This window comes from Desulfofundulus sp. TPOSR (genome assembly GCF_011393055.1).
GTDB classification, from domain to species: domain Bacteria; phylum Bacillota; class Desulfotomaculia; order Desulfotomaculales; family Desulfovirgulaceae; genus Desulfofundulus; species Desulfofundulus kuznetsovii.
In genome coordinates this window covers 1,169,123-1,195,376 of record NZ_JAAOEF010000001.1, presented here as the reverse complement: position 1 = coordinate 1,195,376, position 26,254 = coordinate 1,169,123, and the positions used below count along the sequence as shown (strand labels likewise).

Genomic DNA, 26,254 nt, shown 5'->3' with positions numbered 1-26,254 from the left:
AGGCCCCGGATATTGAAGATATACATTATACTTAAGACTTTCCCAGGAATTTTCCTTATGTTCTTTATTGCCTTTCTGGCCCGGGGGGGAAGCGATTTGGGACTGCCCTGGTGGCCGGGGTTGGAGAGTCTGCTCGCCGGCAGCTCCCTGGCCAGGAGGGTTTTTATTGAAATTCTTCATCTGAATCACATTCTCATCTCCATTATCCTGGGTATGCTGGTGGGGAATCTTTTAGGCATACCCCGCTGGGCGGCGGCAGGCATCCGGACTTCCAGCCTGTTCATTAAAATAGGCGTTATTTTGCTGGGTTCGCTTTACAGCGTTGCCGATCTGGCCAGGCTTGGCAGTATGGCCGTCATCATCATTGTAGGCTTTATCATCTTTATGCTGTTGTTTACCGTCTGGCTGGGTAGCAGGGTGGGCATGGACCCGGCCGGTGCAGCCACCCTGGCGGCAGGCACGGCGGTATGCGGTGTGTCGGCCATTCTGGCTACCGCCCCGGCGGTTCGGGCCAAAAACACCGACGTGGTGTTCTCCATTGCCACCATCCTGTTCTTTGGCCTGATCAGCCTTTTTGTCTTCCCCGTCGTGGGTACGCTGCTGGGGTTAAGCCCCCACCAGTTTGGCGTATGGGCCGGCACGGGCATCATGAATTCCGGCCAGGTTCTGGCCGTATGCCTCACCTTTGACCCCGGTACCGTTACCCATCCTTCGGTAAGCCTGAAAACCGGGGAGATTTACAACCTGACGCGGGTAATTTTCCTGCCCTTCGTGGTGCTTTTCCTGGCCCTGTTTGCCAGCCGCTACTTTACGGGTGAGGACGAAGTCAACATTAATACCGGCCTGTGGAGCAGATTTCCCGTTTTTGTGCTGGGTTTCTTGACCATGGTTTTGCTCACTTCCTTTGGCTTTTTGGGGCCTACGTCGCCGCCTTCCAGGGAACTCACCATCATCCGGCACCTGTACAGCTGGTTTTTTGCCATCGGCCTTGCCGGCCAGGGGATGCGCATATCTCTGGCCGAATTGCGCCGGGCCGGGAGCAAGCCGCTTTTGGTAGGCACCGTGGCCGCCTTTTTAAAGGCCCTGCTGGCCCTGATTGTGGTGATCCTGTTTGTACCGCGGGATCCCTGAAAATGAAAAGGGGTGGAGAAATGTTGCTCTATCCGGACAAAAACGAACGTTTCCCGGGGGATGAGGAAGAATTTTTTTCCGTGTATGTAACGGAAAGGCTGGAGGATTACCTGGCCCTTTCCCTGGCGGCCATAATTCTGATCGTCATTCTCTTGTTTTTTTAAATGGTGGACCCCGCCACCAGGGGACAGGGAAGGATATTTGTCCAGCAAAAACGGAAAAAAAAGCCTTTGTCCACAAAAATGAAAAATATTTGTTTTACATTGGAAAAAAATGAATAAGTCTCTCCCTCCTGTTATATACTATCACTGGAAAGTTCAATCGTGCCAGATTGCAAAAAAGGAGGGAAGGGTGACCATGAAAGCAACGGGCATTGTTCGCCGCATTGATGATCTAGGAAGAGTCGTAATTCCCAAGGAAATTAGAAGGACGCTTCGCATCCGTGAAGGGGACCCTCTGGAAATTTTTGTAGACAGGGAAGGTGAGGTAATCTTAAAAAAGTACTCGCCCATTGGCGAGTTGGGGGACTTTGCCAAAGAATATGCCGATTCCCTGCATGAAGCCCTGGGGCACATTGCCTGCATTGCCGACCGGGATACCATTATTGCCGTTGCCGGGGCGCCCAAGAAGGAATATCTAAATAAACCTATTGGTGCGGCCGTGGAAAAGGTGATGGAAGAACGCAAGGCAGTGATCATCAACAATCCCGGGGAAGATCCCTACTGCAAGGAATGCTTGACCGCGGACGAAGGGGAATGCAAGTATTCAGCGGAAGTTATTGCCCCCATCATTGCCGAAGGCGACCCTATTGGAGCGGTGATCCTGGCTTCCAAGGAACCGGATGTGAAAATGGGGGAACTGGAGTTGAAGCTGGCCGAAACGGCAGCCGGCTTCCTGGCAAAACAAATGGAACAGTAAAAGGTGGCCTGTCGGCCACTTATTTTTTGTCGGGTACGCCCTTGCTATTTTCCCTCCGGTCATAGAGGCAAATATAATAATCCTAAATGTCTGCGACTTGATGTATAATAATTTTTGTCGTGTTGACGATATAAACATTGGGGGGTGAAAGGTCCGTTTTTGGGCGGGCTTAATTATGGGTGCACAGATTACCGTGGTTGGATTGGGACCGGGCAATCCCGGTCACCTGCCCCTGTCCGTGTGGGAGGTGTTGCGCAAGGCAAAACGTTTATTTTTGCGCACCGAGCAGCATCCGGTAGTTCCCTGGCTTAAAGAAAAGGGCATCTCCTTTGAAACCTTTGATTGCCTCTACGAAACCGGCCGGGATTTTCAGGAAATCTACCGGCACATGGCCGAAGCCCTGTTCAGGGAAGCGGCCAAAGGGCCCCTGGTTTTTGCCGTGCCGGGCCATCCACTGATGGCCGAAGAAACCGTGGGGATTGTTTTGGAAGAAGGGCCCCGGCGGGGCTTGAAGGTGGACGTGCTGCCCGCCATGAGCTTTGTGGATGTGATCTGCAGCGCCCTGGGGCTGGACCCGGCCGGCGGGTTGCACCTGGTGGACGGTTTGCGCCTTGACCGATTGGAACCAGTGCCGGGGGTAGGCAATATCATCTTCCAGGTATACAGCCGCCTGGTAGCTTCGGATGTCAAGTTAACACTCATGGAGTACTATCCCGCATCCCACCCGGTGACGGTGATCCGGGCGGCAGGGGTGCCCGGCCTGGAGCGAATTGAAGAACACCCCCTGTATGAACTGGACCGGCTGGATTGGTTTGATCACCTGACCAGCCTGTACCTCCCCCCTTGTTCCGGGGCAGCCGGGAAATGCCGTTATCCACTGGACTCCCTGGTTGAGGTTATGGCCACCCTGCGGGGCGAGAAGGGCTGTCCCTGGGACCGGGAGCAGACCCACCGTAGCCTGCGCCCCTTCTTGCTGGAAGAGACCTACGAAGTACTAGAAGCGATTGACCAGGAAGACATGTATAAACTTTGTGAGGAATTGGGAGACTTATTGTTACAAATAGTATTTCACAGCCAGCTGGCCAGGGAAAAGGGCTTCTTCGACATAAATGATGTGGTAAAGGGAATTACCGCTAAAATGCTGCGCCGGCACCCCCATGTCTTTGGAGATGTTTTGGTGCGGAACAGTGCGGAAGTCCTTGCAAACTGGGACCGGATTAAAGCGCGGGAGGGGGGCAAGGAAAGGCCGGCCTCTCTTTTAAAGGATGTTCCCCGCTCCCTGCCGGCCCTGTTGCAGGCCAGCTCCCTTCAGGCCCGCGTGGCCCAGGTTGGTTTTGACTGGCCAGATTACCGGGGTGCCCTGGACAAGGTTTTCGAGGAATTGCAGGAAGTAAGGCAGGCTCTTTCCGGGGGCCGGAAGGCGGAGCTGGAAAGGGAACTGGGAGATCTGCTTTTTGCGGTGGTCAATCTATCCCGGTTGCTGGGTGTGGAAGCTGAAGTAGCCCTTTGCGGGGCTATCAACCGTTTTCGACGCCGCTTCCAGCATATAGAGGAACGGGCGCGACAATACGGCCGGGAGCTGTCCAGCTTTACCCTGGACCAGCTCGACGCCTGGTGGGAGGAGGCAAAGAAGGTGGAACAGGTAGAAAAAAAGCGGAATAATTTTCATGTTGGGAGGAAACCCAAGAGATTTAGCGAATAATAAGTCAGAATATGTCTAAACCTTCTGAGGGGGGTATTTATGAACAAAGCAGAACTCATTTCCCAGGTGGCAGAGAAAACAGAGCTGACTAAAAAGGATGCCGAAAAGGCTGTGAGCGCCGTGCTGTCCGCTATTGAGGAAGCTCTGGCCCGGGGGGATAAGGTTCAGTTGGTCGGCTTTGGCACCTTTGAAATCCGTGAACGGGCCGCCCGCAAGGGCCGCAATCCACAAACAGGGGAAGAAATCGAGATTGCAGCCGCTCGCGTTCCCGTATTCAAAGCTGGCAAGGCCCTGCGGGATGCCGTTTCAGCTACATAACAAGCAAATGTGTAAAGGGCTTGAAAAGTTGAGTAACTCGATGGTACTGTAGAATAAACGCTACGTAACAAGCAAATGTGTAAAGAGGCCTGAAATCCGGGCCTCTATTTATTTTCAACGCAAAAGATGGCGGATGCACGAGCAAAATGAAGGGACAGGCCCCATTTTATTCCCTTTTAGCCAAAAATCACTATCGACTTCCCGTGTGTATTTATGGTATCATTAACAATAAATACCAGTGGGGGTGATAGGTTTGTGCTTGGACAAGCATATTGGAATTTCCGGAAAGTACAGAGGGGAATCCGCCGGCGGAAGGTGTTGGCGTTCAGGAGGGAAGGCGCCGTACCCCGCTTATAAGGTTTTGTGCCGGGGACCGGAGCGGGTGTGGCGATGGCGAATGGGTATGGGGGTGAGAGGGCCTTGACGGTTTAGGGGGCCGGCAAAGGGGAGATGGTTGGTGGTGCGGGTAATCCAAAAAGGTGAGGACGCCTGGTCCAGGAATGCGTGTGGCTTCTTTATAAAAGCCTTTAAAAACGCGAAAGAGCGGTACCCCGCCATCAACAGGGAGCTGTTTCATGTTACCGTACCGGCCGGCCGTACGGAATTTAAAAAGCAAGGAGGTGTGACGGGCATTGCCGGCGTGGGCATAATTTTACCCCTCCGGGCAAAAAATAAGGGGCAAATGCCCAGTAATGCTATTTCGCTACGGAGGGGAAGTAAAGATGTTAAAGCCCACGTTCACCCGTGCAGTTATTGTCACCACCTTGGTCGGTCTTTTAATTGCCGGTTGCACCAGGGCGGCACCCCGCAAACCGGCACCCCCTGCTCCCGGCCGGGAGCCTACCATCAGCCTCTATGTTAATGAAACCGGTGAAAGGAAAAACATAAAATTGGAAGACTATGTGGCCGGCGTAGTAGCGGCGGAAATGGAACCGACCTGGCCGGTCAATGCCCTGGCAGCCCAGGCTATTCTGGCCCGCACCTTTACCATGGAAAACATCAAGGCCGGACGGGTAAAGAAACTCCACGGTACCGATGCCTCTACCAGTGTTCAGGAGTTTCAGGCCTACAATCCTTCCCGCATTAACGATAACATACGGCAGGCCGTGGCCCGCACCCGGGGAGAAGTAGCAATGTACAGGGGGGGACTATATCAAGGCCTGGTTTAACGCCTGCGATGGTGGTGTGACCGCCTCTGCGGTCGAGGGGTTGGCCTACACCAGGACCCCCACACCCTATGTGCGGGCAGGTGTGCGGGATAACTGCCTGTCCATTACCACACCCGAGAACCGGCACTGGGAGAGGCGCATTCCCTTAGAGCAGGTCCGGGCGGCAGTAACAAAAATCACCGGACGGGATCCGGGGCCAATTACATCGGTGCGCATAGTGCGCCGCGGCCCCTCGGGACGGGCTGAGCAGCTGCAGGTTGGGAAGGCAACCGTAAGTGGCCCGGCACTCCGCCTGGCCCTGGGGAGCGAGTGGGTACGCTCCATGCTCCTTACGAGTGCCCGGGTAGAGGGCAATGCCCTGGTTCTAGCCGGGAAAGGGTTCGGACACGGTGTGGGCATGTGTCAGTGGGGAGCCAAGTTGCTGGCTCAAAGGGGACGTTCTCCGGAGGATATCGTCCGCTTTTACTTTAAGGACATTGAAATAAGAAAGTTATGGCAGTAAACAGGTGGTGCCCGCCACCTTTTTTTTTGCATAAAACCCGCCGGGGTGCATAGATATGAAAGTGAGCAGTCCGGGGGTGAGGTCTGTGGAGGGTAAGCACAAAGTAATGTTGACCGACCGCAAGTACCTGCTGGTTGAAGGCGTGCGGCATGTGGAGAGCTTTGACGAGAACGAGATCACCCTGGACACCACCATGGGTTTTCTGACCTTGAAGGGGGAAGGTTTACATATCACCCAGCTGGACCTGCAGAAAGGCAATCTGACCGCCGAAGGGTTCTTCGCCAGCTTTTTGTTCCAGGAAGACAAAGGCAGGGGGCGGGCCAAAGGAAAAAACGTGCTGAAACGGCTGTTGAAGTAAGCATATAAGCGCGGGCGGGCGCTTTTTTTTACTGGCCGAGGTGGTGATGCCCATGACTCTGGCGGAACAATTAAACGCCTTCCTTTTAACCTTGTTGATCGGTTTAATGTCGGGCTTTGTCTACGATCTTTACCGGGTTTTGCGGGAAATGCTCCGTCTTAAGAAAGCGGGCACTTTTATTGGAGACCTGCTCTTCTGGCTGTTCCTGCTGGTGGCGGTGTTTGGCCTTTTGCTGGTGGGCAATGATGGTGAGGTACGCTTTTATGTTTTTCTGGGACTGGCCCTGGGGGCGGGAATACACCTGATCTTTTTTAGTTCTGCAGCCCGGCGTTTTATTTACCGGAGCATTTATCTTTTCTTACGGGCAATCCAAATAATTGCGGCCGGGGCGGTGGCATTCTTTCGTATACTTACCTTCCCCTTCCGGGTCATTTTTTTCCTGGTGGCCTGGCCCGTGGCTCAGGGAGGGCGCGCTTTACGCCTGGCGGGCAGGGGGATTGGCCGGGCGGGTAAAGGTGTCTTGGCCCCTTCCGTGCACCGCTTTTCAAGGGGCTTGCGTGCCCGCTGGCAGCGCTGGAGCAACAGCTGGCGTACGCGGCGGTAGTTGTCCCCGCGTATGGGAGCGTCCGGATAAACTGAACACAGGCTACTTTCTTTTTTCAGGAAGGATTTTTATCCTTAAACGTAGAATGAACGTGGAAGAATTGTGCCTTGATCTCATAAGTTTTTTGCCAACTGCCCGGGGACAGGGGATACGGGGCGGATTGTTTGTCCCGGGGATCAAGGGGGCCTGCCGGCCCCGGTGAGGAGATGATACCGCAAGATGAGTTTTACTACCACCCATAAGCACAGGGCATCCCTCCCGCTGCGGCACCAGGCCAGTACCGGGCGGCGGCGCCTGCGTTTCAACAAAAACCGTCTGCCCGGCTTGCTGGTGGTGGTTCTACTTTGTTACCTTATGCTCTCGTTTTTTTCCCAGTTCCACCGCCTGGATGCCATGCAGCAGGACCTGAAACAACTTCAGGCCCAGCTGGCGGATCTGCAGAAGAAAAATGCGGAGTTAAAACAGCAGCTGAAGACGGTACAGTCGGACGAATACATAGAACAGGTGGCCAGGGAACGCCTGGGCCTGGTGAAGCCGGGAGAGGCACGTATCGTACCGGTGAAGCCGGGGAATTAACCGTATTTTCCTGTTTTAAAATCTTTCTTGACACTTACACTTTTCCGGGCATATAATTAACCAAGGTTTTTAACAATAAGGGAGGCAAAACCGCAGGTTATGCCGGTAGAAGTGGGAAGCGTTTTAGAAGGCGTGGTGACCGGTATTGCTAACTTCGGGGCCTTTGTTAAGCTTCCCGGTGGTGAAACCGGTCTGGTGCACATTTCCGAAGTGGCCGATGAGTATGTAAAAGATATTAACCAGTTTTTAAAGATTAATGACCGGGTACCGGTAAAGGTGATTTCCGTGGATTCCCGCGGGAAAATCGGGCTTTCCATCAGGCAGGCCAGGGATTCCGGGGAAAGGTCATCCCGGCGTAGGCGGTTTGAGCCTTCCTTTGAGGAAAAGCTGAGCCGTTTCCTTAAAGAAAGCGAAGAGTTGCAGCAGTCCCTGCGCAGGAGCCTTGATGCCAAGCGGGGCGGCCGGGGCTCCGGGCGGCGGTTTCTTTAGCGTTGGTAAATAACCCGGCGCAAAGCTGGTTATAACAGCATTCCGAAAAAGGGAATGCTTTTTTAATTTTGGCCAGAGAAAGGGGTTTGATTATGCGCGTGGCGGTCATTGATATCGGCACCAATTCCACCCGTTTGCTGGTCGCCGATGTCCGCCGGGAGAAAGTGGAACGGGTGGTTCATTTCGACCTGGTGACCACCAGGCTGGGGGAAGGAATTGGCTCCGGGTATTTGCACAAGGACGCCATTGCCCGCACCTGTGAGACCTTAAAGCATTACCTGGAACGCATACACCCCCTGCAGGTGGAGCGTGTGGTGGCGGCGGCTACCAGTGCCGTGCGGGATGCCCGCAACCGGGAAGAGTTCCTGGAGGCGGCCCGCAGGGTTGGTTTGGAGGTAGCGGTTCTTTCCGGGGAAGAGGAAGCCTACCTCAGTTACCTAGGGGTTCAGGCCGGGCTTGCGGTGGATGGGGCGGGGCTGGTGGTTATGGATGTTGGTGGCGGGAGCACCGAATTTATCTGGCAACGGGAGGGGTCCCTTTTTTGCCGCAGCGTCAATGTGGGAGCGGTGCGCATGACCGAAGGAGGGCATGACGATGCCGCCATCAGCCGTCTCCTCTCGCCCACGCTGAACCAGGTCCGGCTCAGCTCCCCCCGGCGCCTGGTGGGGGTGGGCGGAACGGTTACCACATGTGCGGCCATGGTACAAAAACTGGCGGTTTATGACCCGGCCCGGGTACACGGTTTCGTGCTTTCCCGGGCGGATGTGGAAAATATACTGGCCGTTCTTTCCCGGTGCACCCTGGAAGAGCGACGCCGCCTGCCCGGGCTGCAACCGGAAAGGGCCGATATTATCACCGCGGGAGTGCGCATCGTGCGATTGGTGATGCGGGAACTGGATATGCCTTCCCTGCAGGTGAGCGAAACGGACATAATGCACGGTCTGGCCATTCAGGCTGCATCCGGTGTCGAAAGAAAAAACGTTGTAATTTACCAATGATGACAAAAATTGCCCACCCCCTGTACTATAATTTTCAATTGAGGGACTAATAAGGGGTGGCATTTGTGTCTGACGAAATCAACGTCTATCCCTACCAGCGGACAGGACAGGGTAAAGAAAGAAAACGTTTGCCGAAAAAACGAAAACGCTGGCAGTTTTTGTGCAGGCCGGCGGGGGCAACGTTCCTGACCCGCGAGGGACTTCTTTTGTTTATTGCCGGCTTTTTTTTAGGGCGGGCCGTCTTGCTGGGTGAAATTGTTCCCTGTGCTGCTGCCTTTGTGGCCGCCGCAACCCGTACCTTTCCAGGGTCCGGACTGGCCGCCCTTTTGGGTGCCGGTGCCGGTCTGGCCACTGTAAGCTCCGGCCTGTCCCTGGCCGGGGCACTGGGTACCGTGGTGTTTACCTGGCTGTTGGTACAGGCCATGCCCGGTGGCGTTAAAAGGCCGCAGCTGGTGGTGGCGGCAGCCGTCTTTTCCCTGACTGTAGTCGTCAAAGCGGGTATGCTGGCCTTTACCGGGCCCTCTCCGTACCAGTACATTACCATCTTTTTTGAAGGCGGGTTTGCCGCCCTTTTAACCCTGGTTTTTCTTTCGGGCCTTCCTCCCCTGGACAAGCTTACCGGCCTGGCCTCTTTGACGGGGGAAGAATTGTTTTCCATGCTGGTGCTACTGGCGGCGGTGGTGGCCGGCACGGGCGACTTGCAGGTGGCCATGTTTACCTTAAAGGGGCTCCTGAGCCGGTTGATTATTTTGCTGGCGGCTCTTTTAGGAGGCGTGGGGCTGGGCGCCGCCGTGGGAGCGGTGGTGGGCGTTATTCCGGGGCTGGTTTATACTGCAGTTCCGGCTATGATTGGCGGCTACTCCTTTGCAGGACTGCTGGCCGGATTGTGCCGGGGTTTTGGTAAGCCCGGGGTTGCTTTGGGTTTTCTTCTGAGCAATATCATTTTATCCGTTTACCTGGCTGATTTCGGGGATCTGACGGCGGTGATGGGGGAAACTGCCCTGGCCGTGTTGCTTTTCCTGCTCATCCCGGGGCGCTACATCGGCTCTTTGAGTAAATCCCTGTTCCCCGTTGTTTTGAGGGTGCAGGGTGCAACGCCCGCCGCGGACCGGGTGCGGGCGGTGGTTGCCGGCCGCATGCGCAACTGGTCCCTGGTTTTCGACGAGCTTTCCCGCAGTTTTAATCAAAGTTGCGCCACGTCGCCCCAAGAGCGGGAAGAACCGTCCCTGCAGTCCTTGTTTAACCAGATTGCTGACAAGGTGTGCCAGGGATGCGGTCTTTACCGCACCTGCTGGGAATGGGAATTTTTTCGCACCTACCAGAGCCTCCTGGATCTTTTTACCCTGGTGGAAATATACGGGCAGGTCACCGGGGCTGACCTGCCGGATACGCTCCAAAGGCGCTGTTCGCGGCCAAAGGAACTGGCCATTACCGTCACCTGCCTTTATGAAACCTATAAGCTTAACCGCTACTGGCTGAAAAGACTGGCCGAGAGCAGGGAGATTGTTTCCGAACAATTGAAGGGTGTGGCCCAGATTATTGAGAATCTTTCGTCGGAACTGGAATTTGAGGTTCGGGCCCTTACGGGCGACGAGCAACTGCTGAAACAAAAGCTCAAACAGGCGGGATTCCCGGTGGCCGAAGTGCATGTCCAGCGCCAGGGGGATGGCAAAACGGAGGTCATGATCACCCGCAGCGCCTGCGGGCGGCAGCATGAATGCAGGGATCTGGCGGCGCTGGTATCCCGGTTGATGGGGGAATCCTTCGCCCTGCCCTTCAGTCAGTGTCCCGTTTTTAAGCCTGACCCGTGGTGTACCTTCCGCCTGTATAGCGGGCTGAAGTTTGCCCTCAATTTGGGGGTGGCCGGGATAGGTAAGAAGGGGAGCTCCGTTTCCGGGGATAGTTACGCCTTCCTGCCCTTAAGGGAAGGCAAGTTTGCCCTGGTCTTAAGCGACGGCATGGGCAGCGGTGCGGAGGCGGCCCTGGAAAGCAGCACGGCCGTATCCCTGCTGGGCAGGCTTTTAGAAACGGGGCTGGACCGCAACCTGGCCGTAAAAACCGTTAATTCCATCATGATCCTCCGTTCACCCGGGGAAACTTTTGCCACCCTGGACATGGCCATGCTGGACCTTTACGAAGGCCAGGCCGATTTTGTCAAAATTGGTGCCCCACCTACCTTTCTTATTAGAAACAGGCGGGTCAGTATGATCCGCGCCAGTTCCCTGCCGGTGGGCATTATCAGGGACATTGACGTGGCTTCCGTGGCCAGGACCCTTCTGGAAAGGGACGTACTGGTCATGGTCAGTGACGGCATCATCGACTCTTACCGCGGTTCGGGAGATAAGGAGGACTGGATCCTTGGCGTGCTCCAGGAGATAAGCGACTTCAGCCCCCAGGAGATGGCTGAGTTGCTGCTCAAGCTGGCCCAGACCGGAGCGGGCGGGGAAAAACAAAATGCGGACGACATGACCGTGCTGGTGGCCCGGGTGGAAAAGGCGACGCCCTCCTAAGGAGGGCTTTTTTAGTGACCGTTAAAGATATCACATTTTCTACCACCGGGAAGGAAAAAGATATTATTTGTGGAATTGTAGTATTTCGGATGCGTATTTGGGAGTGCCGGGGATGGCTTTGGAACAAAACGTGCGTATTTTCATGGATAAATTCCACATGATCTCCCCCGGGGATAAGGTGCTGGTCGGGGTGTCCGGCGGCCCCGATTCGGTGGCTCTTTTGCATTTGCTCTGGCGCATGAAAGAGGAGCTGCAAATTTCCCTGGCTGTGGCCCATTTAAACCACATGTTTCGCGGAGAGGAGGCCCGGGCCGATGCCCGGCTGGTGGAAGGACTGGCGAAAAACCTGGGACTGCCGGTGCATGTGGAAGAATTTGACGTGCCCGCTTACCGGGAACGCACCGGCCTTTCGGCCCAGGATGCGGCCCGCCGGGTGCGTTACCGCTTTTTCGAGGAAGTAGCCAGGCGTACCGGTGCCTCCCGGGTGGCCCTGGGCCATCACGCCGACGACCAGGCGGAAACCATTCTCTTTAATTTCCTGCGCGGCACGGGACTGGCCGGTTTAAAGGGCATCCCCCCTGTCCGGGGAAAGTACATTCGCCCCCTGCTGGACATCCGCCGGCGCGAAATCGAGGATTATTGCCGGGAACACTCCCTGCCCGTGCGGGAGGATGCTTCCAACAAGAAAACCATTTACACCCGCAACCGGATTCGCCTGGAATTAATTCCCCGTCTGGAGGCGGATTATAACCCCCGGCTGGTTGATGCCCTTGTACACCTGGGGCACATTTGCCGGGAGGAAAACGATTACCTGGAAGAACAGGCCGCCCTCCTTTACGGGCGGGCATTAAAAACTCAAAAGGAGCACTACCTGCGCTTTGCTGTTACCGAGCTGTTATCCTCTCCCCCGGCCCTGGTGCGCCGTGTTTTGCGCCGGGCCTGGCGTCACCTCACCGGTGAAGTAGATTTATCCTATCTACAGGTGGAGTCCCTGCTGGCCCTTTTGCATAACCCTGCCGGAGGCAAAGTGGTGGAACTCCCCCGGGGGGTAAGGGCGTCCCGCCAGGGTCAGGTTTTACGCCTGTGGATAGGGGGTGATGCCCCTGGTGTGCCCGATTACAGTTATCCCCTGGAAGTGCCGGGCATAACTTATATTCCAGAGATTAATTCTTCCATCAAGGCCCGGCTCATTTCCATTGACGAAGCCCCTGATCCCCGGTTTCTTTCTGCCCGGGAAGCCCTTTTAGATTTTGATACCCTGCCCGGGCTACTGGCCGTCCGCCGGCGCCGGGACGGGGACCGGTTTCACCCCCTGGGCATGGCCGCCCGTACGAAATTAAAAAAGTTTCTCATTGAGCAGGGGATTCCCCGGGAAGAGCGGGATTGCCTGCCCCTGGTTGTGGCCGGGGACGAAATTATCTGGGTGGGGGGAGTGCGTCCCGGCGAACCATGGAAAGTCACCCCTGAAACAAAGAGGTGCCTTTATTTGCAAATCCTGGAGGGAAAAGTGCCGGGCGCAAAAATAATTGAAACAGGACCGTAAATATGTTAAAATTAAGCTTATGGTTGAATTCACCGGCTTTGTCGAGAGGAGTGGCTTTGTTGAGCAAGGTCCTGAAGAATTTAAGCATATACCTGCTGATCGTGCTGGTTATTATAATGCTGATTAAATATACCCAGCCGCCTAATACAGGGATGGAAGAGTGGACTTACAACAGGTTTTTCCAGGCGGTAAATCAGGGCCAGGTTCAGGAAGTGACCATTCAGTCCCGGGAACATACAAACCTGATCACCGGAACAACGAAAAACGGTACCAGGTTTCAGGTTACAGGGTTGAAAAATGATGCCCAGATAGCTACTTTTTTGCTGGAAAAAGGGGTTGAAGTAAAAATTCAAGAGCCCCCCTCCCCGGGCTGGTGGGCCAATATCCTGACCAGCCTTTTGCCCATCTTGATTTTCGTATTGCTCTTCTTCTTCATGATGCAGCAGACCCAGGGCGGGGGCAACCGGGTGATGTCCTTCGGCAAAAGTCGGGCCCGCCTGCATACCGACGATAAAAAACGGGTAACCTTTGCAGATGTGGCGGGTGCCGATGAGGTTAAGGAAGAACTGCAGGAGATTGTGGAGTTCCTGAAAAACCCTAAAAAATTTGCCGAGCTGGGAGCCCGCATTCCCAAAGGGATACTCCTCTACGGGCCGCCCGGGACGGGCAAAACCCTTCTGGCTCGGGCTGTGGCCGGGGAAGCCGGGGTGCCCTTTTTTAGCATTAGCGGTTCGGATTTCGTGGAGATGTTTGTGGGTGTCGGCGCTTCCCGGGTGCGGGACCTTTTTGACCAGGCCAAGAAAAACGCCCCCTGCATTGTTTTTATAGACGAAATTGATGCCGTTGGCCGGCAGCGGGGGGCGGGTTTGGGCGGCGGCCATGACGAACGGGAGCAGACCTTAAACCAGCTCCTGGTGGAAATGGACGGCTTCAGCCCCAATGAGGGAATTATCATCATTGCCGCCACCAACCGGCCGGACATCCTGGACCCCGCCCTGTTGAGGCCCGGCCGCTTTGACCGGCAGGTGGTGGTGGATATTCCCGATGTGGCGGGGCGCAAGGAGATTCTCAAGGTGCATGTACGGGGCAAACCCCTGGCTCCCGACGTGGACCTGGATGTGCTGGCCCGGCGCACCCCCGGTTTTACCGGTGCCGACCTGGCCAACCTGGTGAACGAGGCCGCCCTCCTGGCCGCCCGCAACAATAAAACCCAGATTACCATGCAGGAACTGGAGGACTCCATAGAACGGGTCATTGCCGGTCCGGAGAAAAAATCCAAGGTCATCAGCGAACAGGAAAAGAAACTGGTGTCCTACCATGAAGCCGGCCATGCGGTGGTGGGCTATCTCCTGCCCAATACCGATCCGGTGCATAAGGTTTCCATCATTCCCCGGGGCAGGGCCGGGGGATATACCCTGCTTTTGCCCAAGGAAGATCGCTATTACATGACCCGCTCCATGCTCCTGGACCAGGTGACCATGCTGCTGGCCGGCCGGGTGGCGGAGGCTCTGGTGTTGAAAGAAATAAGCACCGGCGCCCAGAACGACCTGGAGCGGGCCACCGAAATTGTCCGGCGCATGGTCATGGAGTACGGCATGAGTGAAGAAATTGGTCCCATGACCCTGGGGCGTAAACAGGAAACGATCTTTTTAGGGCGGGACCTGGCCCGGGACCGGAACTACGGCGAGGAAGTGGCCGCGGCCATCGACAAGGAAGTGCGGCGCATGATTGAGAGCTGTTACAACCGGGCCAAAGAGCTTCTGGAAAAGCACATGGACACGCTGCACCTGGTGGCCAAAACCCTCTTTGATAAAGAAACCCTGGAGGCGGAGGAGTTTGCCGCCCTGATGAAACAGGCCGGTGAAGAGGAGCACAGTGCCAGGAATTAAGCACCGGGGGCTGTTTCAAATATTCAGGAAAGCCGTTATGACAAAGATGCGGCGCTGTCCGGAGCGAACGACTTGCGAAGCGCCGGTAACAGCACCCGGCGAAGCGAGGATGCCGGCTCGGCTCTCGAGGACGCATGATGAACTACCCGGAAGAAGACTTTTTAAGACATATTATTTCAACAGGTAACAACGAAGAATGAATTAGTGGCGGGCAATCCGCAGAGAGCCAGAGCCGGCCCGAAGCAAGCCGCGGTGCTGTCGGCGCGGAGCACTGGAGTAAGCGAGGACAGCGCCGCATCCAACCGGGGTTCACTGAATATTTACGTTTCACTGCTCCGGTAATTATATACAGGAGGAGTCGTATATGGAACGGACCTTTGTAATGATTAAACCCGATGGTGTACAGCGAAACCTGGTAGGGAATATTATTGCCTGTTTTGAGAAGAAAGGGCTGAAGATTGTCGGCCTGAAAATGATGCGCATCCCGCGGGACCTGGCGGAAAAACATTACGGAGAACATAAAGACAAGCCCTTCTTTGGCCCTCTGGTCGAGTACATTACCTCGGGGCCCGTGGTGGCCATGGTGCTGGAAGGGAAGGATGCGGTCTCTACGGTACGGGAAATGATGGGAGCTACCAATCCCTTGAAGGCGGCTCCCGGAACTATCCGGGCCACTTACGGCATGGACATTGGCCGCAACGTGGTCCACGGTTCCGATTCCCCGGCCAGTGCCGGGCGGGAAATCAACCTTTTCTTTTCCCCGGAAGAACTGGTGGACTACCGGCGGGATGTGGACCGCTGGATTTATGAATAGGAGTGGCGGCAGGAAGCCACTCCTTTGTTCTGTGCAGAATTTTTTGTGAACATATAAAAAAATTTTTTTAAGCAGGAATTCTCTGATAAAGTGACGAACTAGAATGAATAACAAGGGGGGAAGGGAGATGGCGGGAGAACTAAAAATCGGTTTGCGGGGTGAAGCTGTTACCCGGGTGACGGAGGATAATACCGCCCTGGCTTACGGCAGCGGCGGGGCAAGGGTTTTTGCCACTCCCGCGATGATTGGCCTGATGGAGAAGGCGGCTCTGTCTTCAGTGGACCCCCTGCTGGAACCCGGGCAGATCACCGTGGGTATCCGGGTGGATGTGGAGCACCTGGCCGCCACGCCCATCGGTATGGAGGTTGTTGCCCGCTCGGAACTGGTGGAAATTGACGGCAAACGGCTGGTGTTCCGGGTGGAAGCCCGCGACGAACAGGAGTTGATCGGCCGGGGTACCCATGAGCGCTTTATTGTAAACCAGGAGCGTTTTCTTTCCCGGACGGCGGCAAAGCTTAAAACCACCTCTTAAGTCGATATAGATATTCCGGCACCTACCGGGATATCGTAAGTTGATACCAAATTATTTTTGAAATCGAGGGGGGAAGGAGAGGAATTTGTTAGCTGCGGCGTCAAAGGGGTAAAAAGATTTAAGATTAATTTTTTGTAAAAGAAAGGGGAGGACAGATTAATGCCTTACGATGCCACCAAGATGGCGGACTGGCAAATTGCCGAAGAAGCAGAAAAGAATATGCCTACTCCCGATGAGTGGCGGGAAAAGCTGGGCCTGGAGAAGGATGAGGTCATTCCCTACGGCAGAATCTGCAAGCTTGATTTCATGAAGATCATCGAGCGCCTGAAAGACAGGCCGAACGGCAAGTACATCAATGTTACGGCCATTACTCCCACTCCCCTGGGAGAGGGTAAGACAACCACCACGATCGGCCTGGTCGAAGGTCTGGGTAAGAGGGGCAAGAATGTGGGCTGCGCCATCCGTCAGCCGTCGGGCGGTCCCACTTTTAACATTAAAGGTACGGCAGCCGGCGGCGGCAACGCTCTGGCCATCCCCATGACCGAGTTTTCCCTGGGTCTGACGGGCGACCTCAACGATATCATGAATGCCCACAACCTGGCCATGGTGGCCCTTACTTCCCGCATGCAGCACGAACGCAACTACGATGATGCCGAGCTGGCCAAGCGGAACCTGCGCCGCCTTAATATCGACCCCACCAGGGTGGAAATGGGCTGGACCATCGACTTCTGTGCCCAGGCGCTGCGCAACATCATCATCGGTATCGGCGGCCGGATGGACGGCTACATGATGCAGTCCAAGTTCCAGATTGCCGTCAGCTCCGAGCTCATGGCCATCCTGGCGGTGGCGAACGATCTAAAAGACCTGCGCGAACGCATAGGCAAGATCATCGTGGCCTTCGATATGAAGGGCAACCCGGTTACCACCAGTGACCTGGAAGTGGCCGGCGCCATGACCGCCTTCATGCGCAACACCATCAACCCCACCCTGATCTCCACTGTGGAGTACCAGCCCGTGCTGGTGCATGCCGGTCCCTTTGCCAATATTGCCATTGGCCAGTCGTCGATTATTGCCGACCGGATCGGGCTGAAGATGTTCGACTACCACGTTACCGAGAGCGGTTTTGCCGCCGACATCGGTTTCGAGAAATTCTGGAACGTCAAGTGCCGCATGAGCGGTTTGGTGCCCAACGTTTCCGTAATAGTGGCAACCATCCGCGCTCTGAAGATGCATGGCGGCGGGCCGAAGGTCGTGCCGGGCCGGCCGATCCCCGAAGAGTACACCAGGGAAAACCTGCCGTTGCTGGAGAAAGGCATCGAGAACCTGATCCACCACATCGGCATTGTCAAGAAGGCCGGCATCAACCCGGTGGTCTGCATCAACTCCTTCTATACCGACACACCCGAAGAAATCAAGCTGGTACGCCGTCTGGTAGAGCAGGCCGGCGCCCGCTGCGCGGTGTCCGAGCACTGGCTCAAGGGCGGCGAAGGCGCGCTGGAACTGGCCGATGCCGTCATCGATGCCTGCAATGACCCGGTGGACTTCAAGTTCCTTTACCCGCTGGAAATGCCGCTGCGGCAGAGGGTGGAGATTATCGCCAGGGAAGTTTACGGAGCCGACGGTGTGGTCTGGACTCCGGAAGCGGAAGCCAAGGCCAAGATGATTGAAGAAAACCCCGCCTATCGTGACTTTGCCACCATGATGGTGAAGACGCACTTGAGCTTGAGCCACGATCCAAATCTCAAAGGCGTACCCAAGGGTTGGGTTCTGCCGGTGCGTGACGTTTTAATCTTTGCCGGTGCCAAGTTCCTCTGCCCGATGACCGGTACCATCAGCCTGATGCCCGGAACCAGTTCCGACCCGGCTTTCCGGAGAATAGACGTGGACGTAAATACCGGAAAGGTCATCGGCCTCTTCTAAAAGAAGAAGAATTTACTAATACACCCCGGGTTTCCCGGGGTATATTTTTGTTCAAAATGGTATCAGAGAAATACGAACTATCTGGTTATTAAATTGACACTCGTTCAGGTTGCCATTATAATGATATCAATGGCCAACAATCTTATCAGGCGAAGGAGCCTGGCAGGGCCGGAGTAAGGAATTTTCCAAAAAACGCAGTATAGTTGGGAGTGTTGTCGATGTCCAGACCGCCGAAATGCCGACGGGTGGAGTTTTTGCCCCGGCTTACCTTCTTCAAGCCGGCAGGGGTTCCCCTGCGGGACCTGGAAGAGGTGGGCCTGACAGTTGAGGAACTGGAAGCGATACGCTTGAAGGATTTGTTGGGTTTGGAGCAGGAGGCCTGTGCAGAAAGGATGGGTGTTTCCCGTCCAACCTACCACCGCATCTTAAGCGCCGCCCGGGCCAAGGTGGCCGAGGCACTGGTCAACGGCAAGGCCATCCGGGTGGAGGGCGGCAACTTCCAGCTGGTTATGCGCCGTTTTCACTGCGAGAATTGCGGCCACGAATGGGAGCTGCCCTGCGGTCAGGGCCCCCGGGGATCGGAGATGGTTTGTCCCAGCTGTGGGAGCACCGAGTTCTACCGTATCGACCAGGACGGCAGGCCCTTCCGCTGCCAGCGCTGGGAAAAGTGCAGCAAACAGGACGGACTGTTGGAAAACGGGTAGTATCTCCTTGTGATTTGGGCGGGGTGGGTCCGTTGCAGCGGGTGGGACGGATTATTGGGGATGATTTTTACCGCTACTGCCTGGAGCAGAATGCGGCCCGGGAAGTGGACAGGCCTTTTTGTCGCCACGATTTTCAGCATATGCTGGATGTGGCCCGGATCAGTTATATTTTAATGGTGGAAGGCAACCAGCTTTCCGAATTCATTGGCCAGAACCGGCTGGGTAGCCACCAGGCGGCCAAGGAGGTGGTTTATGCTGCCGGCCTGTTGCACGATATCGCCCGCTGGCAGCAGTATGACACCGGGGAAGACCACGCCCTGGCGGGGGCGCGCCTGGCCCGCCCGGTGCTGGAACGGGCGGGGTTTCTGCCCCACGAAATTGAGGTGATTGCCCGGGCTATTGCCGCCCACCGCCGGGGAGAGCCCCGGGGAGGGTTGCTGGGGCGCCTCTTATGCCGGGCCGATGACCTGGCCCGCCCCTGTGCCCTTTGTGCCGCCCGCGGTCAATGCTACAAGGCTGGAAGTATGGACACCCTGCGGGAGACGCTGGTTTATTGAAAGTATATAAGAGATGCCCGGGAGTGATTTGTTTTGCCCGTACAGGTACGGAATATTGAAATAAAAAACCGGGCCCAGGCCCTGGAGGAAATAGCTGCCGTGGGGGCGGACCAGGCCGGCTGCCGGTTGATGGCCCCCAAGGCGGTCCACCGGGTTTTAAAGATCAGCGGCCTGACCCCGGTCCAGGCCAATATTCTCAAGCAGGAAATGCTGGCTAAAGGTGGGGAGGCGGCCGTGGCCCGGGGGGTAGTCGAACATGCGGTGGACAAAACCGATGTGCTGCTCATGGGCACCCTGAAGCAATTTGACGCCCTGCTGGCCAAGCTCAAGCTCCAGCCCTTCGGCCTCGCCGCCCTGGGGGAGGAGATCCGCCGCGTCCTGCAGCACCTGGAGGGCCGGCCCGCAAGGCGGCTGAGCTGCCGGGGAAAGGAACTGGTGCTGGGGGAAAGGACCCTGGTCATGGGCATTCTCAACGTAACCCCCGATTCCTTTTCCGACGGCGGCAGGTTCAGCGATCCGTCGCGGGCGGTGGAGCATGCCCACCGGCTGGTGGAGGACGGGGCTGATATTATCGATCTGGGCGGGGAATCCACCCGGCCGGGGTACACGCCGGTAACGGCGGAGGAAGAAATGCGCCGGGTAATCCCGGTTCTGGAAAAGCTGGTGCAGGAGATCTCCGTGCCCATATCCGTTGATACCACCAAGGCCGCGGTGGCCCGGGAAGCCCTGGAAATTGGCGCCCACATCATCAACGACCAGTGGGCCCTGCGGGCCGATCCTGAAATGGCGGCGGTGGTGGCCCGCTACGATGCCCCCGTGATCCTCATGCACAACCAGAAGGGTACGGAGTATAAGGACCTGATGGGGGATATCATCCGCTTCTTCCGGGAAAGCATCGCCCTGGCCCTGGAGGCTGGCATAAGCCCTGAAAAAATCATTATCGACCCGGGGATTGGTTTTGGCAAAACCGTGGAGCAAAACCTGGAGGTTATGAACAGGCTTTCAGAGCTGGCCTGCCTGGGGCTGCCGGTGCTGCTGGGGACATCCCGGAAGTCGATGATCGGCAGGACTTTGGACCTGCCCGTGGACCAGCGGGTGGAGGGTACGGCGGCCACGGTGGCCGTTGGCATTGCCGCCGGGGTGGACATCGTGCGGGTGCACGATGTCAGGGAAATGGTGCGGGTGGCCCGCATGACCGACGCCATGGTGCGCCGGAAGCCCGCGCGCTGTGCCTGCGGGGAGGGGTAAGACTGGCGGCTGTTTGTAATTGCCGCCTTTAATTCTTTTTAAGACATGGATTATACGGATTTGGGGTGCAGAGCCAGTGGATCGGTTGATTTTAAAGGGCATGGAGTTTTACGCCTTTCACGGTGTTTTACCCCAGGAACAGCACCTGGGCCAGCGGTTTATTGTCGATGTGGAATTGTTCCTGGACCTGGCTCCCGCCGGCAGGACCGACGATCCTGAACAGACGGTGAACTATGCCCGGGTTTTCCGGCTGGTGGAGGAAGTGGTTACCGGTGCCCCCTGCCGTCTGATTGAGGCGGTGGCGGAAAAGGTGGCCGGTGCCATCCTGGAACATTTTCCGGTAAGCGAGGTGCTGGTCCGGGTAAAGAAACCCGGCGCCCCGGTGGCCGGTCATTTTGAATACATGGGCGTGGAGATCCGCCGCCGGCGCTGAGGGGAAACATCCCCATGTTCAGTTGTCCGCTCACTCACCCGCCGGCCGCGGCTGCATCCACCCTTACAACTTCGTGACTGGAAATAGCGCGGCCCGGTCATTCCTGTCCATCCGGCGGCCGGCGCCGCTGTTCCCTTAAGTGAATCTCCCCCGGGGTAAGCCCGGGGGCTTCGTCCCGAAGGTTTCTCATGTCGGAAGTGCTGATCGCTCTAACCGGGCGATGCCGCTCGATCCACCCCACAAGGGGTGGGTTTTCAGGGGCGCTTTTTATAAACTGACGGGATTGGCATGTTCCATATGGGGGGCTTAAGATGGAAGTTGTAGCCTATATCGGCCTGGGATCGAACATGGGGGGGAAGAAAGCCAATTTAAAGGCTGCCCTGGAACTGCTGGGCCGGGTGCCGGGGGTTAAAATTTTGAGGGTGGCCCCCTTTTACCGCACCGAACCGGTAGGTTATACGGACCAGGACTGGTTTGTCAATACCGTGGCGGAAGTGGAAACCACCCTCTCCCCCCGGGAATTGCTGGCCGCCTGCCTGGAAGTGGAGAACCGCCTGGGGAGAGTGCGGGGTGTGCGCTGGGGCCCCCGGGTGATTGACCTGGACCTGCTCCTTTACAACGGGGAGGTCATTGATGAACCCGCTCTCGTGGTTCCCCACCCGCGCATGCACGAGCGCGCCTTTGTCCTGGTGCCCCTGGCCGACCTGGCGCCGGATCTGGTCATCCCGGGCCGGGGCGGGGTGAGGGAGCTGCTGGCCGGCGTTGACCGGCAGGGGGTGGAACAACTGGAGAAAAGTGAAGGCTGGCCGTTCCGGAAGGCCGGCGGATAAAGCTGGAAAAACATGCATCATTTCCATATTTGTGATAAAATATTTCTGGTTGCATCTATCATAATACAATAGTCCCGGCGCTATAGAGGTGGTGGTTAGAGTGAACGAACTGGTGCGGGTCAATCTCGATCCGGTGGTTGAGCAGGTTAAGGCAGCACTGCAAAATTTCCCCCAGGTGGCCGGTGCTTATCTGTTTGGCTCCATCCTGGGGCTATGCCGGCCGGATAGTGACATTGACCTGGGCCTGATACTGGAGCCGGGGATAGTACTGGACAGTGTCGAATCGGATCGGCTGGAAGCAGCCATATCCTTTTTGCTTCCGCCTTATGAAGGGCATCCCTATGATATTGTTCTGGTGAACCCGGAGAAGCCGCTTTTTGCTTTTCGGGTGATTAAAGAAGGGAAATTAATCTATGCCAGGAATATGGAGCGCATTACCGATGTAATGGAGTACGTCAGTAGAAGGTATGCCGATTTGTACCCGCGGTACCGGGCGGCGCTGGAAGAAATTTTTGTCGGGGTGATGGCCGGTGGGCCTGGATCGTGAACGGATAATGGCCAAAATCAGCTATATACGGGAACAGGTGGCCAGCATCAATGAGTTGTTGAATAGCAAAAAAAAAGAAGACATATTAATGGACCCCTGGCTGGTCAAAGGCTTAAAATATTCCCTGCAAACAGCGGTGGAAGCAATGATCGATCTGGCCTACCATATTGCAGCCAAAAGATTCGGTCATGCCCCGGGAGATGCCAGGGATGCCATGCGCGTACTTTTTGAAGGTGGATTGATTACCAGGGATAGATTGATGATCTATTCAGCGATGATTGGTTTTCGCAACCGTGTCGTCCATGGCTATCAGGAAGTTTCCGCCGAAAAGGTATATGCAATTGCACGAAAAGAACTTGGTGATTTTGAAAAGTTTATTCGCGAAATCGGGGCTGTACTGGAAGAGGAAGATAGGGAACAGATGTTACCGGCTGATTAAAGAAAAAGAGGGACTGCTCCCCGTTACGAGCTTTATTAACTTCTGTTTACGTTGATATAAATCAGAGCCCATATCGGCATTGGTAACACGAGACCCCAAATTATCCAGGCAAGTGTCCTTTTATTTAGTTTAATTGCTATAGCAGGGAGTAAGTACAAAACTACTAATACAAATTCAAAAAATGGTATATAATAAAATGCAGGTAAATTCCCCAAATAATATATCCAGGGGTAGTATATAACACAGTTCAATATATACCATGGCAGGGATTTTTTAATAATCCCATAAGAAGCCGTTATTATTGAGCCAAGAAGAAAAAGAGTTCCCAAACCCATAATCAAGCACATCCTTCTTTTTTTTAGTTAGCGTAACAACAGCCCGGTTTGACAGCCGGGCTGTTCACTTCCTTTTCCGGTCCGGCTGCCCCGGTGACAGCAACAAATCCCGCAGGGAATTGCGTAAAAAATATTGCATGTCGAGGTATACATCCCAGGTCTTTTCCACCCATTCATACCGTACCTCGTCGTCGCGGCTGAAAAGCACCTTCCCGCGGGTAACCGAATGGCACAGGGTTACGGGAGCATAATTTAACACCTTTATATCCACCGGGTAATGTATTTCCCGCTCCAGTTCCGCACCCAGGGAAAGTTCGTATTCGAGAGCCTTTTCCCGGGGGATGGTTTCCTTTTGCAAATACACTCCGATGTCAATATCCCGGAAGGCAGCTTCTTCCAGAAAAGAACCAAAGGCGTAGGCGAAGATAATTTCTTTTCTTTTAGCCAGCAGGCGGGCGGCCAGCCGGCAAATCGATGGGCGTCCCTTTTCCGGCAGGGAAAATCGCCTGTACATAAAACCATTCCTTTCGGATGGTCAGAGCTCAATCAGTTAATACTTGCTTGCGGCAACCCTTTGCTCGCCAGCTAAAATTCCTCCCTGGTGAGCTCCGTCACCGGCTTAAGCCTGCTCAGGGCCTGACGGATGTCCGCCGCCTTTTGTCGCAGTTTATTTGTATTATAGATAATTTTATTTTTATTGCGTTTTTTCCTCCATAACCGGCACCATGTTCACATATCTTTATGGAAAGTATATCCTTTCCCTGCAACCTGAAAGGCGTTTCGTGCGTCCCCGGAACGACATTGGAAAAAGGATCTTCCACATAAAAACGTGCATTCTCTACCTGCGCTTGTATTGCTTCTGCGGTTATCACTTTGACCAGACAACCGGGGTTGGGGCACGAAAACGACCCCAATCAAAAAGATATTTTATTATCACAAGTTTAGTGATATATTATCATAAAGAATATGATAATAAGGTGATCCGGCAAATGAAAAAAGAAAAATTATTCCCCCTGGGGGGGCCGGTTTCCGAGGAAGATATAGTCGACCGGGAAAACTTCTTGAGTTCCCTTACAAACAGGCTTCTCGAAGGCCAGAGCATTACACTGGCTGGCCCGCGCAGGATAGGAAAAACTTCCCTCGCGCTGGAGGTTTTGAGGAGGCTGAGAAAAGAAGGGTGCTACACGGCATTCGTGGACATGTTCCGCATTTCTGACAGGCGCGACTTCGCCCTGTCCATCATCGACGCATGCCTGGAGAACAGAACGGGAATCAGGAAAACGGTAAGTGAGCTCATCGGAAACATCAAAAACATTGCAGGTTCGGCCAGTTTGGCGCTCAAGTTGAGGGATCTCGAAATCGACTTCCGCCTCTTGGAAAGGGACCGGGACGAAAGCAGGTTGCTCGACTATGCCCTGGACCTGCCCGATGAATTGGCCAGAAAAGAAAAGAAGCAAATGGTGGTGGTCTTTGACGAATTCCAGGAAGCCTCTCGGGTCGCCGGCGGGGAAATTTACAAGAAGATGAGAGCGCACTTTCAAATGCACAAAAACGTGTCCTACCTTTTCCTGGGTTCCAAAGAAGACCTCATGAAGAACATTTTTGCCAGCAGCAAGCAGGCATTCTACAGGTTTGCCCTAACTCTTCCCATTCCCCCTATTCCGGAAGACGCCTGGATAGAATACATCGCCAGAAAGTTCGCCAGCGCAGGCTTAACAGCTGACGAGGACAGTGTAAGGGAAATTGTGAAGCTTACCGGAGGACACCCACAAGACACCATGATTGTGTGCTCAGAAGTTTATCACTTCCTCCTCGAAGCTTCCGAAAAAAAGCTTTCCCTCGAAACCGTCAGAATTGGGTACGAGCGGGCGCTGTACGCGCTCTCCCCCCTGTTCGACAGGATAATTGATGAATTAAACGAAAACCCCCACTCCGGCAAGGTTTTAAAGAGAATTACCCGGGGGGAAAGAGCTTATTCCCGAAAGGAACACCCTAACGAGGTCAAAAGGGCTATCGATTTCCTGATGACCAAAGGAGTCATAGAAAAAAGCGGGCGCGGAGTGTATAAATTTACTGAACCGATGTTCCAGGAATATATCTTGCGGGAACTATCTTAGTGTGGCCTGCAAAATTCAGATTCCAGGCTGGTAAGAAATAACTCCTGAGGAACATGAATGGGAAATCAGCCCTGGACTATGGCTGTCAAATAATCAGAGACTTATTCTGAATAAAAAAGGACAGATCACCCCTCTTGAAATCTGGTTCCACTTTGCGGCATTCTTTTAACTAGCAGGAATTAAGCAAAGAGGTTTCGGGTATAAACCTGAAAATAAGATTACAAAAGCCGGTCAGCCTGGCATCAATTACCAGTTGCCAGCGTTTTTCCTGGAGAGGAGGTTCCAGTTCCTAACAAATAATCCGTTTGGATCAAAGACGGGGGAGATAGGATGAACGATGAACATGTCACCCTGCCGCGGGAGTTGAAAGAGTGGCTCTTAAACGATCCTTTCCCCAGGTTGCTGGGAGTGGAAATAGTGGAGCTTGAACCCGGTTATTCCCGGGTCAGGTTGAAGGTGACGGAGCATATGACCAACATTCACGGCATTACCCATGGCGGGGTCATTTTTACCGTGGCCGATGTGGCCTTTGGTATCGCCAGTAATTCCCGGGGTGTGCCAGCCGTTGGTATAAATATGAACATCAGCTATTTAAAGAAAAGTGTTCCCGGCGATGAACTGGTGGCTACCGCCCGGGAGGAAAATTTAACCCGCCATACCGGGTTGTACCGGATCACCGTGGAGAACCAGCGGGGGGAACTGCTGGCCGTGGCTTCGGGCCTGGTCTACCGGCGGAGCCGGCAAAAGGAAACCTGACCCCGGTCTCTACATGGTCCGCAGGATCCGTTCTCCTTTGTGTTTGGACCTGTTATTGGCCGGACTAAGAAACGGGAGCACAGTACAGCCGGAATAAGGGAAGCCCTGGGCCATTCACCCAGGACTTTTGCTTACTACTTATTCTTCCTCTCCGGGGTCGGGTTGTTTGGCGGCGTCTTATACGGGTTCTTCTCTCATTGGCCTGCTGCTCGTTCGAAGCGGTGGGGCTTAATTTGCTGGCTTTTCGGATGTGGGCTAAATCGTAACTTGCCGCACCCCTGCTCCTGGAATTACCAAATCTCGCAATTTTTTCGC

General features: G+C 55.0%; 26 protein-coding genes and 1 pseudogene. 26 read left to right on the top strand and 1 reads right to left on the bottom strand.

Features of this window, described 5'->3' with window-relative positions:
• The first annotated feature begins 9 nt into the window (after positions 1 to 9).
• The 24 genes and pseudogenes from G7K71_RS05900 (at position 10) to G7K71_RS05785 (ending at position 22,731) form a co-directional block, all read left to right on the top strand.
• Positions 10 to 1,131 carry a putative sulfate exporter family transporter gene (locus tag G7K71_RS05900; RefSeq protein ID WP_166345134.1) on the top strand — a complete coding sequence of 374 codons (1,122 nt, stop codon included), beginning with the start codon at positions 10 to 12 and terminating at the stop codon, positions 1,129 to 1,131.
• Positions 1,132 to 1,151: 20 nt separating this feature from the next.
• On the top strand, positions 1,152 to 1,295 hold the full coding sequence (locus G7K71_RS05895) for a hypothetical protein (protein ID WP_166344197.1): 144 nt from the start codon (positions 1,152 to 1,154) through the stop codon (positions 1,293 to 1,295).
• 193 nt (positions 1,296 to 1,488) lie between these two features.
• On the top strand, positions 1,489 to 2,049 hold the full coding sequence (gene spoVT / locus G7K71_RS05890; RefSeq protein ID WP_013821359.1) for a stage V sporulation protein T: 561 nt from the start codon (positions 1,489 to 1,491) through the stop codon (positions 2,047 to 2,049).
• Between the two features lie 175 nt (positions 2,050 to 2,224).
• Complete coding sequence (mazG, locus tag G7K71_RS05885) at positions 2,225 to 3,751, top strand: nucleoside triphosphate pyrophosphohydrolase (protein WP_166344195.1); 1,527 nt, start codon at positions 2,225 to 2,227, stop codon at positions 3,749 to 3,751.
• Between the two features lie 39 nt (positions 3,752 to 3,790).
• A complete protein-coding gene (locus G7K71_RS05880; protein ID WP_013821361.1) occupies positions 3,791 to 4,069 on the top strand; it encodes an HU family DNA-binding protein in 279 nt (92 codons plus the stop codon).
• A 722-nt stretch (positions 4,070 to 4,791) separates the two neighbouring features.
• Positions 4,792 to 5,740: pseudogene (locus G7K71_RS05875) on the top strand (SpoIID/LytB domain-containing protein).
• An 85-nt stretch (positions 5,741 to 5,825) separates the two neighbouring features.
• Positions 5,826 to 6,098 (top strand): sporulation protein YabP, encoded by a 273-nt coding sequence (gene yabP, locus G7K71_RS05870; protein ID WP_013821363.1) that lies wholly within the window; start codon positions 5,826 to 5,828, stop codon positions 6,096 to 6,098.
• 52 nt (positions 6,099 to 6,150) lie between these two features.
• A complete protein-coding gene (gene yabQ / locus G7K71_RS05865) occupies positions 6,151 to 6,702 on the top strand; it encodes a spore cortex biosynthesis protein YabQ (protein WP_166344193.1) in 552 nt (183 codons plus the stop codon).
• Between the two features lie 219 nt (positions 6,703 to 6,921).
• Complete coding sequence (locus tag G7K71_RS05860; RefSeq protein ID WP_166344191.1) at positions 6,922 to 7,278, top strand: septum formation initiator family protein; 357 nt, start codon at positions 6,922 to 6,924, stop codon at positions 7,276 to 7,278.
• A gap of 99 nt (positions 7,279 to 7,377) precedes the next feature.
• Entirely contained in the window at positions 7,378 to 7,767 is a 390-nt protein-coding gene (locus G7K71_RS05855; protein ID WP_013821366.1) for a S1 RNA-binding domain-containing protein, read from the top strand.
• 92 nt (positions 7,768 to 7,859) lie between these two features.
• Positions 7,860 to 8,765, top strand: coding sequence for a Ppx/GppA phosphatase family protein (locus tag G7K71_RS05850; protein WP_166344189.1), 906 nt, complete (start codon positions 7,860 to 7,862; stop codon positions 8,763 to 8,765).
• A gap of 65 nt (positions 8,766 to 8,830) precedes the next feature.
• A complete protein-coding gene (gene spoIIE, locus G7K71_RS05845) occupies positions 8,831 to 11,275 on the top strand; it encodes a stage II sporulation protein E (RefSeq protein WP_166344187.1) in 2,445 nt (814 codons plus the stop codon).
• A 112-nt stretch (positions 11,276 to 11,387) separates the two neighbouring features.
• Positions 11,388 to 12,818, top strand: coding sequence for a tRNA lysidine(34) synthetase TilS (tilS, locus tag G7K71_RS05840; RefSeq protein WP_166344185.1), 1,431 nt, complete (start codon positions 11,388 to 11,390; stop codon positions 12,816 to 12,818).
• 2 nt (positions 12,819 to 12,820) lie between these two features.
• On the top strand, positions 12,821 to 14,707 hold the full coding sequence (gene ftsH / locus G7K71_RS05835; RefSeq protein ID WP_395858250.1) for an ATP-dependent zinc metalloprotease FtsH: 1,887 nt from the start codon (positions 12,821 to 12,823) through the stop codon (positions 14,705 to 14,707).
• Positions 14,708 to 15,071: 364 nt separating this feature from the next.
• Complete coding sequence (gene ndk, locus G7K71_RS05830) at positions 15,072 to 15,521, top strand: nucleoside-diphosphate kinase (protein WP_166344181.1); 450 nt, start codon at positions 15,072 to 15,074, stop codon at positions 15,519 to 15,521.
• A 127-nt stretch (positions 15,522 to 15,648) separates the two neighbouring features.
• Positions 15,649 to 16,053: a thioesterase family protein gene (locus G7K71_RS05825; protein ID WP_013821372.1), complete on the top strand. Its 405-nt coding sequence runs from the start codon at positions 15,649 to 15,651 to the stop codon at positions 16,051 to 16,053.
• A 159-nt stretch (positions 16,054 to 16,212) separates the two neighbouring features.
• Positions 16,213 to 17,973 carry a formate--tetrahydrofolate ligase gene (locus G7K71_RS05820; RefSeq protein WP_166344179.1) on the top strand — a complete coding sequence of 587 codons (1,761 nt, stop codon included), beginning with the start codon at positions 16,213 to 16,215 and terminating at the stop codon, positions 17,971 to 17,973.
• 218 nt (positions 17,974 to 18,191) lie between these two features.
• Positions 18,192 to 18,677: a DUF134 domain-containing protein gene (locus G7K71_RS05815; RefSeq protein ID WP_013821374.1), complete on the top strand. Its 486-nt coding sequence runs from the start codon at positions 18,192 to 18,194 to the stop codon at positions 18,675 to 18,677.
• A 41-nt stretch (positions 18,678 to 18,718) separates the two neighbouring features.
• On the top strand, positions 18,719 to 19,234 hold the full coding sequence (locus tag G7K71_RS05810) for an HD domain-containing protein (protein WP_313884927.1): 516 nt from the start codon (positions 18,719 to 18,721) through the stop codon (positions 19,232 to 19,234).
• Positions 19,235 to 19,267: 33 nt separating this feature from the next.
• Positions 19,268 to 20,482: a dihydropteroate synthase gene (gene folP, locus G7K71_RS05805; RefSeq protein ID WP_166344176.1), complete on the top strand. Its 1,215-nt coding sequence runs from the start codon at positions 19,268 to 19,270 to the stop codon at positions 20,480 to 20,482.
• Positions 20,483 to 20,558: 76 nt separating this feature from the next.
• Positions 20,559 to 20,915, top strand: coding sequence for a dihydroneopterin aldolase (folB, locus tag G7K71_RS05800; protein ID WP_166344174.1), 357 nt, complete (start codon positions 20,559 to 20,561; stop codon positions 20,913 to 20,915).
• 311 nt (positions 20,916 to 21,226) lie between these two features.
• The gene (folK, locus tag G7K71_RS05795; RefSeq protein WP_166344172.1) at positions 21,227 to 21,745 is read left to right on the top strand and encodes a 2-amino-4-hydroxy-6-hydroxymethyldihydropteridine diphosphokinase; all 519 of its coding nucleotides are present in this window, start codon (positions 21,227 to 21,229) and stop codon (positions 21,743 to 21,745) included.
• 100 nt (positions 21,746 to 21,845) lie between these two features.
• Positions 21,846 to 22,292: a nucleotidyltransferase domain-containing protein gene (locus G7K71_RS05790; RefSeq protein ID WP_013821379.1), complete on the top strand. Its 447-nt coding sequence runs from the start codon at positions 21,846 to 21,848 to the stop codon at positions 22,290 to 22,292.
• Complete coding sequence (locus tag G7K71_RS05785) at positions 22,276 to 22,731, top strand: type VII toxin-antitoxin system HepT family RNase toxin (RefSeq protein ID WP_207712664.1); 456 nt, start codon at positions 22,276 to 22,278, stop codon at positions 22,729 to 22,731. Before G7K71_RS05790 ends, G7K71_RS05785 begins: the two co-directional genes overlap by 17 nt.
• Positions 22,732 to 23,130: 399 nt before the next feature.
• On the opposite strand, the gene G7K71_RS05780 is transcribed toward G7K71_RS05785, so the two are convergent.
• Positions 23,131 to 23,580: a nucleotidyltransferase domain-containing protein gene (locus G7K71_RS05780; RefSeq protein ID WP_166344170.1), complete on the bottom strand. Its 450-nt coding sequence runs from the start codon at positions 23,578 to 23,580 to the stop codon at positions 23,131 to 23,133.
• A 475-nt stretch (positions 23,581 to 24,055) separates the two neighbouring features.
• Between G7K71_RS05780 and G7K71_RS05775 the strand changes: the two genes are divergently transcribed.
• Positions 24,056 to 25,183 (top strand): ATP-binding protein, encoded by a 1,128-nt coding sequence (locus tag G7K71_RS05775; protein WP_166344168.1) that lies wholly within the window; start codon positions 24,056 to 24,058, stop codon positions 25,181 to 25,183.
• A 330-nt stretch (positions 25,184 to 25,513) separates the two neighbouring features.
• Positions 25,514 to 25,939: a PaaI family thioesterase gene (locus G7K71_RS05770; protein WP_013821386.1), complete on the top strand. Its 426-nt coding sequence runs from the start codon at positions 25,514 to 25,516 to the stop codon at positions 25,937 to 25,939.
• Positions 25,940 to 26,254 lie beyond the last annotated feature (315 nt).

Excerpts from the sequence above, each read along its gene's own strand:
- G7K71_RS05895 (WP_166344197.1), top strand. The coding sequence starts at position 1,152 with ATGTTGCTCTATCCGGACAAAAACGAACGTTTCCCGGGGGATGAGGAA.
- spoVT (WP_013821359.1), top strand. The coding sequence starts at position 1,489 with ATGAAAGCAACGGGCATTGTTCGCCGCATTGATGATCTAGGAAGAGTC.
- mazG (WP_166344195.1), top strand. The coding sequence starts at position 2,225 with ATGGGTGCACAGATTACCGTGGTTGGATTGGGACCGGGCAATCCCGGT.
- G7K71_RS05880 (WP_013821361.1), top strand. The coding sequence starts at position 3,791 with ATGAACAAAGCAGAACTCATTTCCCAGGTGGCAGAGAAAACAGAGCTG.
- yabQ (WP_166344193.1), top strand. The coding sequence starts at position 6,151 with ATGACTCTGGCGGAACAATTAAACGCCTTCCTTTTAACCTTGTTGATC.
- G7K71_RS05860 (WP_166344191.1), top strand. The coding sequence starts at position 6,922 with ATGAGTTTTACTACCACCCATAAGCACAGGGCATCCCTCCCGCTGCGG.
- G7K71_RS05855 (WP_013821366.1), top strand. The coding sequence starts at position 7,378 with ATGCCGGTAGAAGTGGGAAGCGTTTTAGAAGGCGTGGTGACCGGTATT.
- G7K71_RS05850 (WP_166344189.1), top strand. The coding sequence starts at position 7,860 with ATGCGCGTGGCGGTCATTGATATCGGCACCAATTCCACCCGTTTGCTG.
- tilS (WP_166344185.1), top strand. The coding sequence starts at position 11,388 with ATGGCTTTGGAACAAAACGTGCGTATTTTCATGGATAAATTCCACATG.
- ftsH (WP_395858250.1), top strand. The coding sequence starts at position 12,821 with ATGTTAAAATTAAGCTTATGGTTGAATTCACCGGCTTTGTCGAGAGGA.
- ndk (WP_166344181.1), top strand. The coding sequence starts at position 15,072 with ATGGAACGGACCTTTGTAATGATTAAACCCGATGGTGTACAGCGAAAC.
- G7K71_RS05825 (WP_013821372.1), top strand. The coding sequence starts at position 15,649 with ATGGCGGGAGAACTAAAAATCGGTTTGCGGGGTGAAGCTGTTACCCGG.
- G7K71_RS05820 (WP_166344179.1), top strand. The coding sequence starts at position 16,213 with ATGCCTTACGATGCCACCAAGATGGCGGACTGGCAAATTGCCGAAGAA.
- G7K71_RS05815 (WP_013821374.1), top strand. The coding sequence starts at position 18,192 with ATGTCCAGACCGCCGAAATGCCGACGGGTGGAGTTTTTGCCCCGGCTT.
- folK (WP_166344172.1), top strand. The coding sequence starts at position 21,227 with ATGGAAGTTGTAGCCTATATCGGCCTGGGATCGAACATGGGGGGGAAG.
- G7K71_RS05780 (WP_166344170.1), bottom strand. The coding sequence starts at position 23,580 with ATGTACAGGCGATTTTCCCTGCCGGAAAAGGGACGCCCATCGATTTGC.
- G7K71_RS05775 (WP_166344168.1), top strand. The coding sequence starts at position 24,056 with ATGAAAAAAGAAAAATTATTCCCCCTGGGGGGGCCGGTTTCCGAGGAA.
- G7K71_RS05770 (WP_013821386.1), top strand. The coding sequence starts at position 25,514 with ATGAACGATGAACATGTCACCCTGCCGCGGGAGTTGAAAGAGTGGCTC.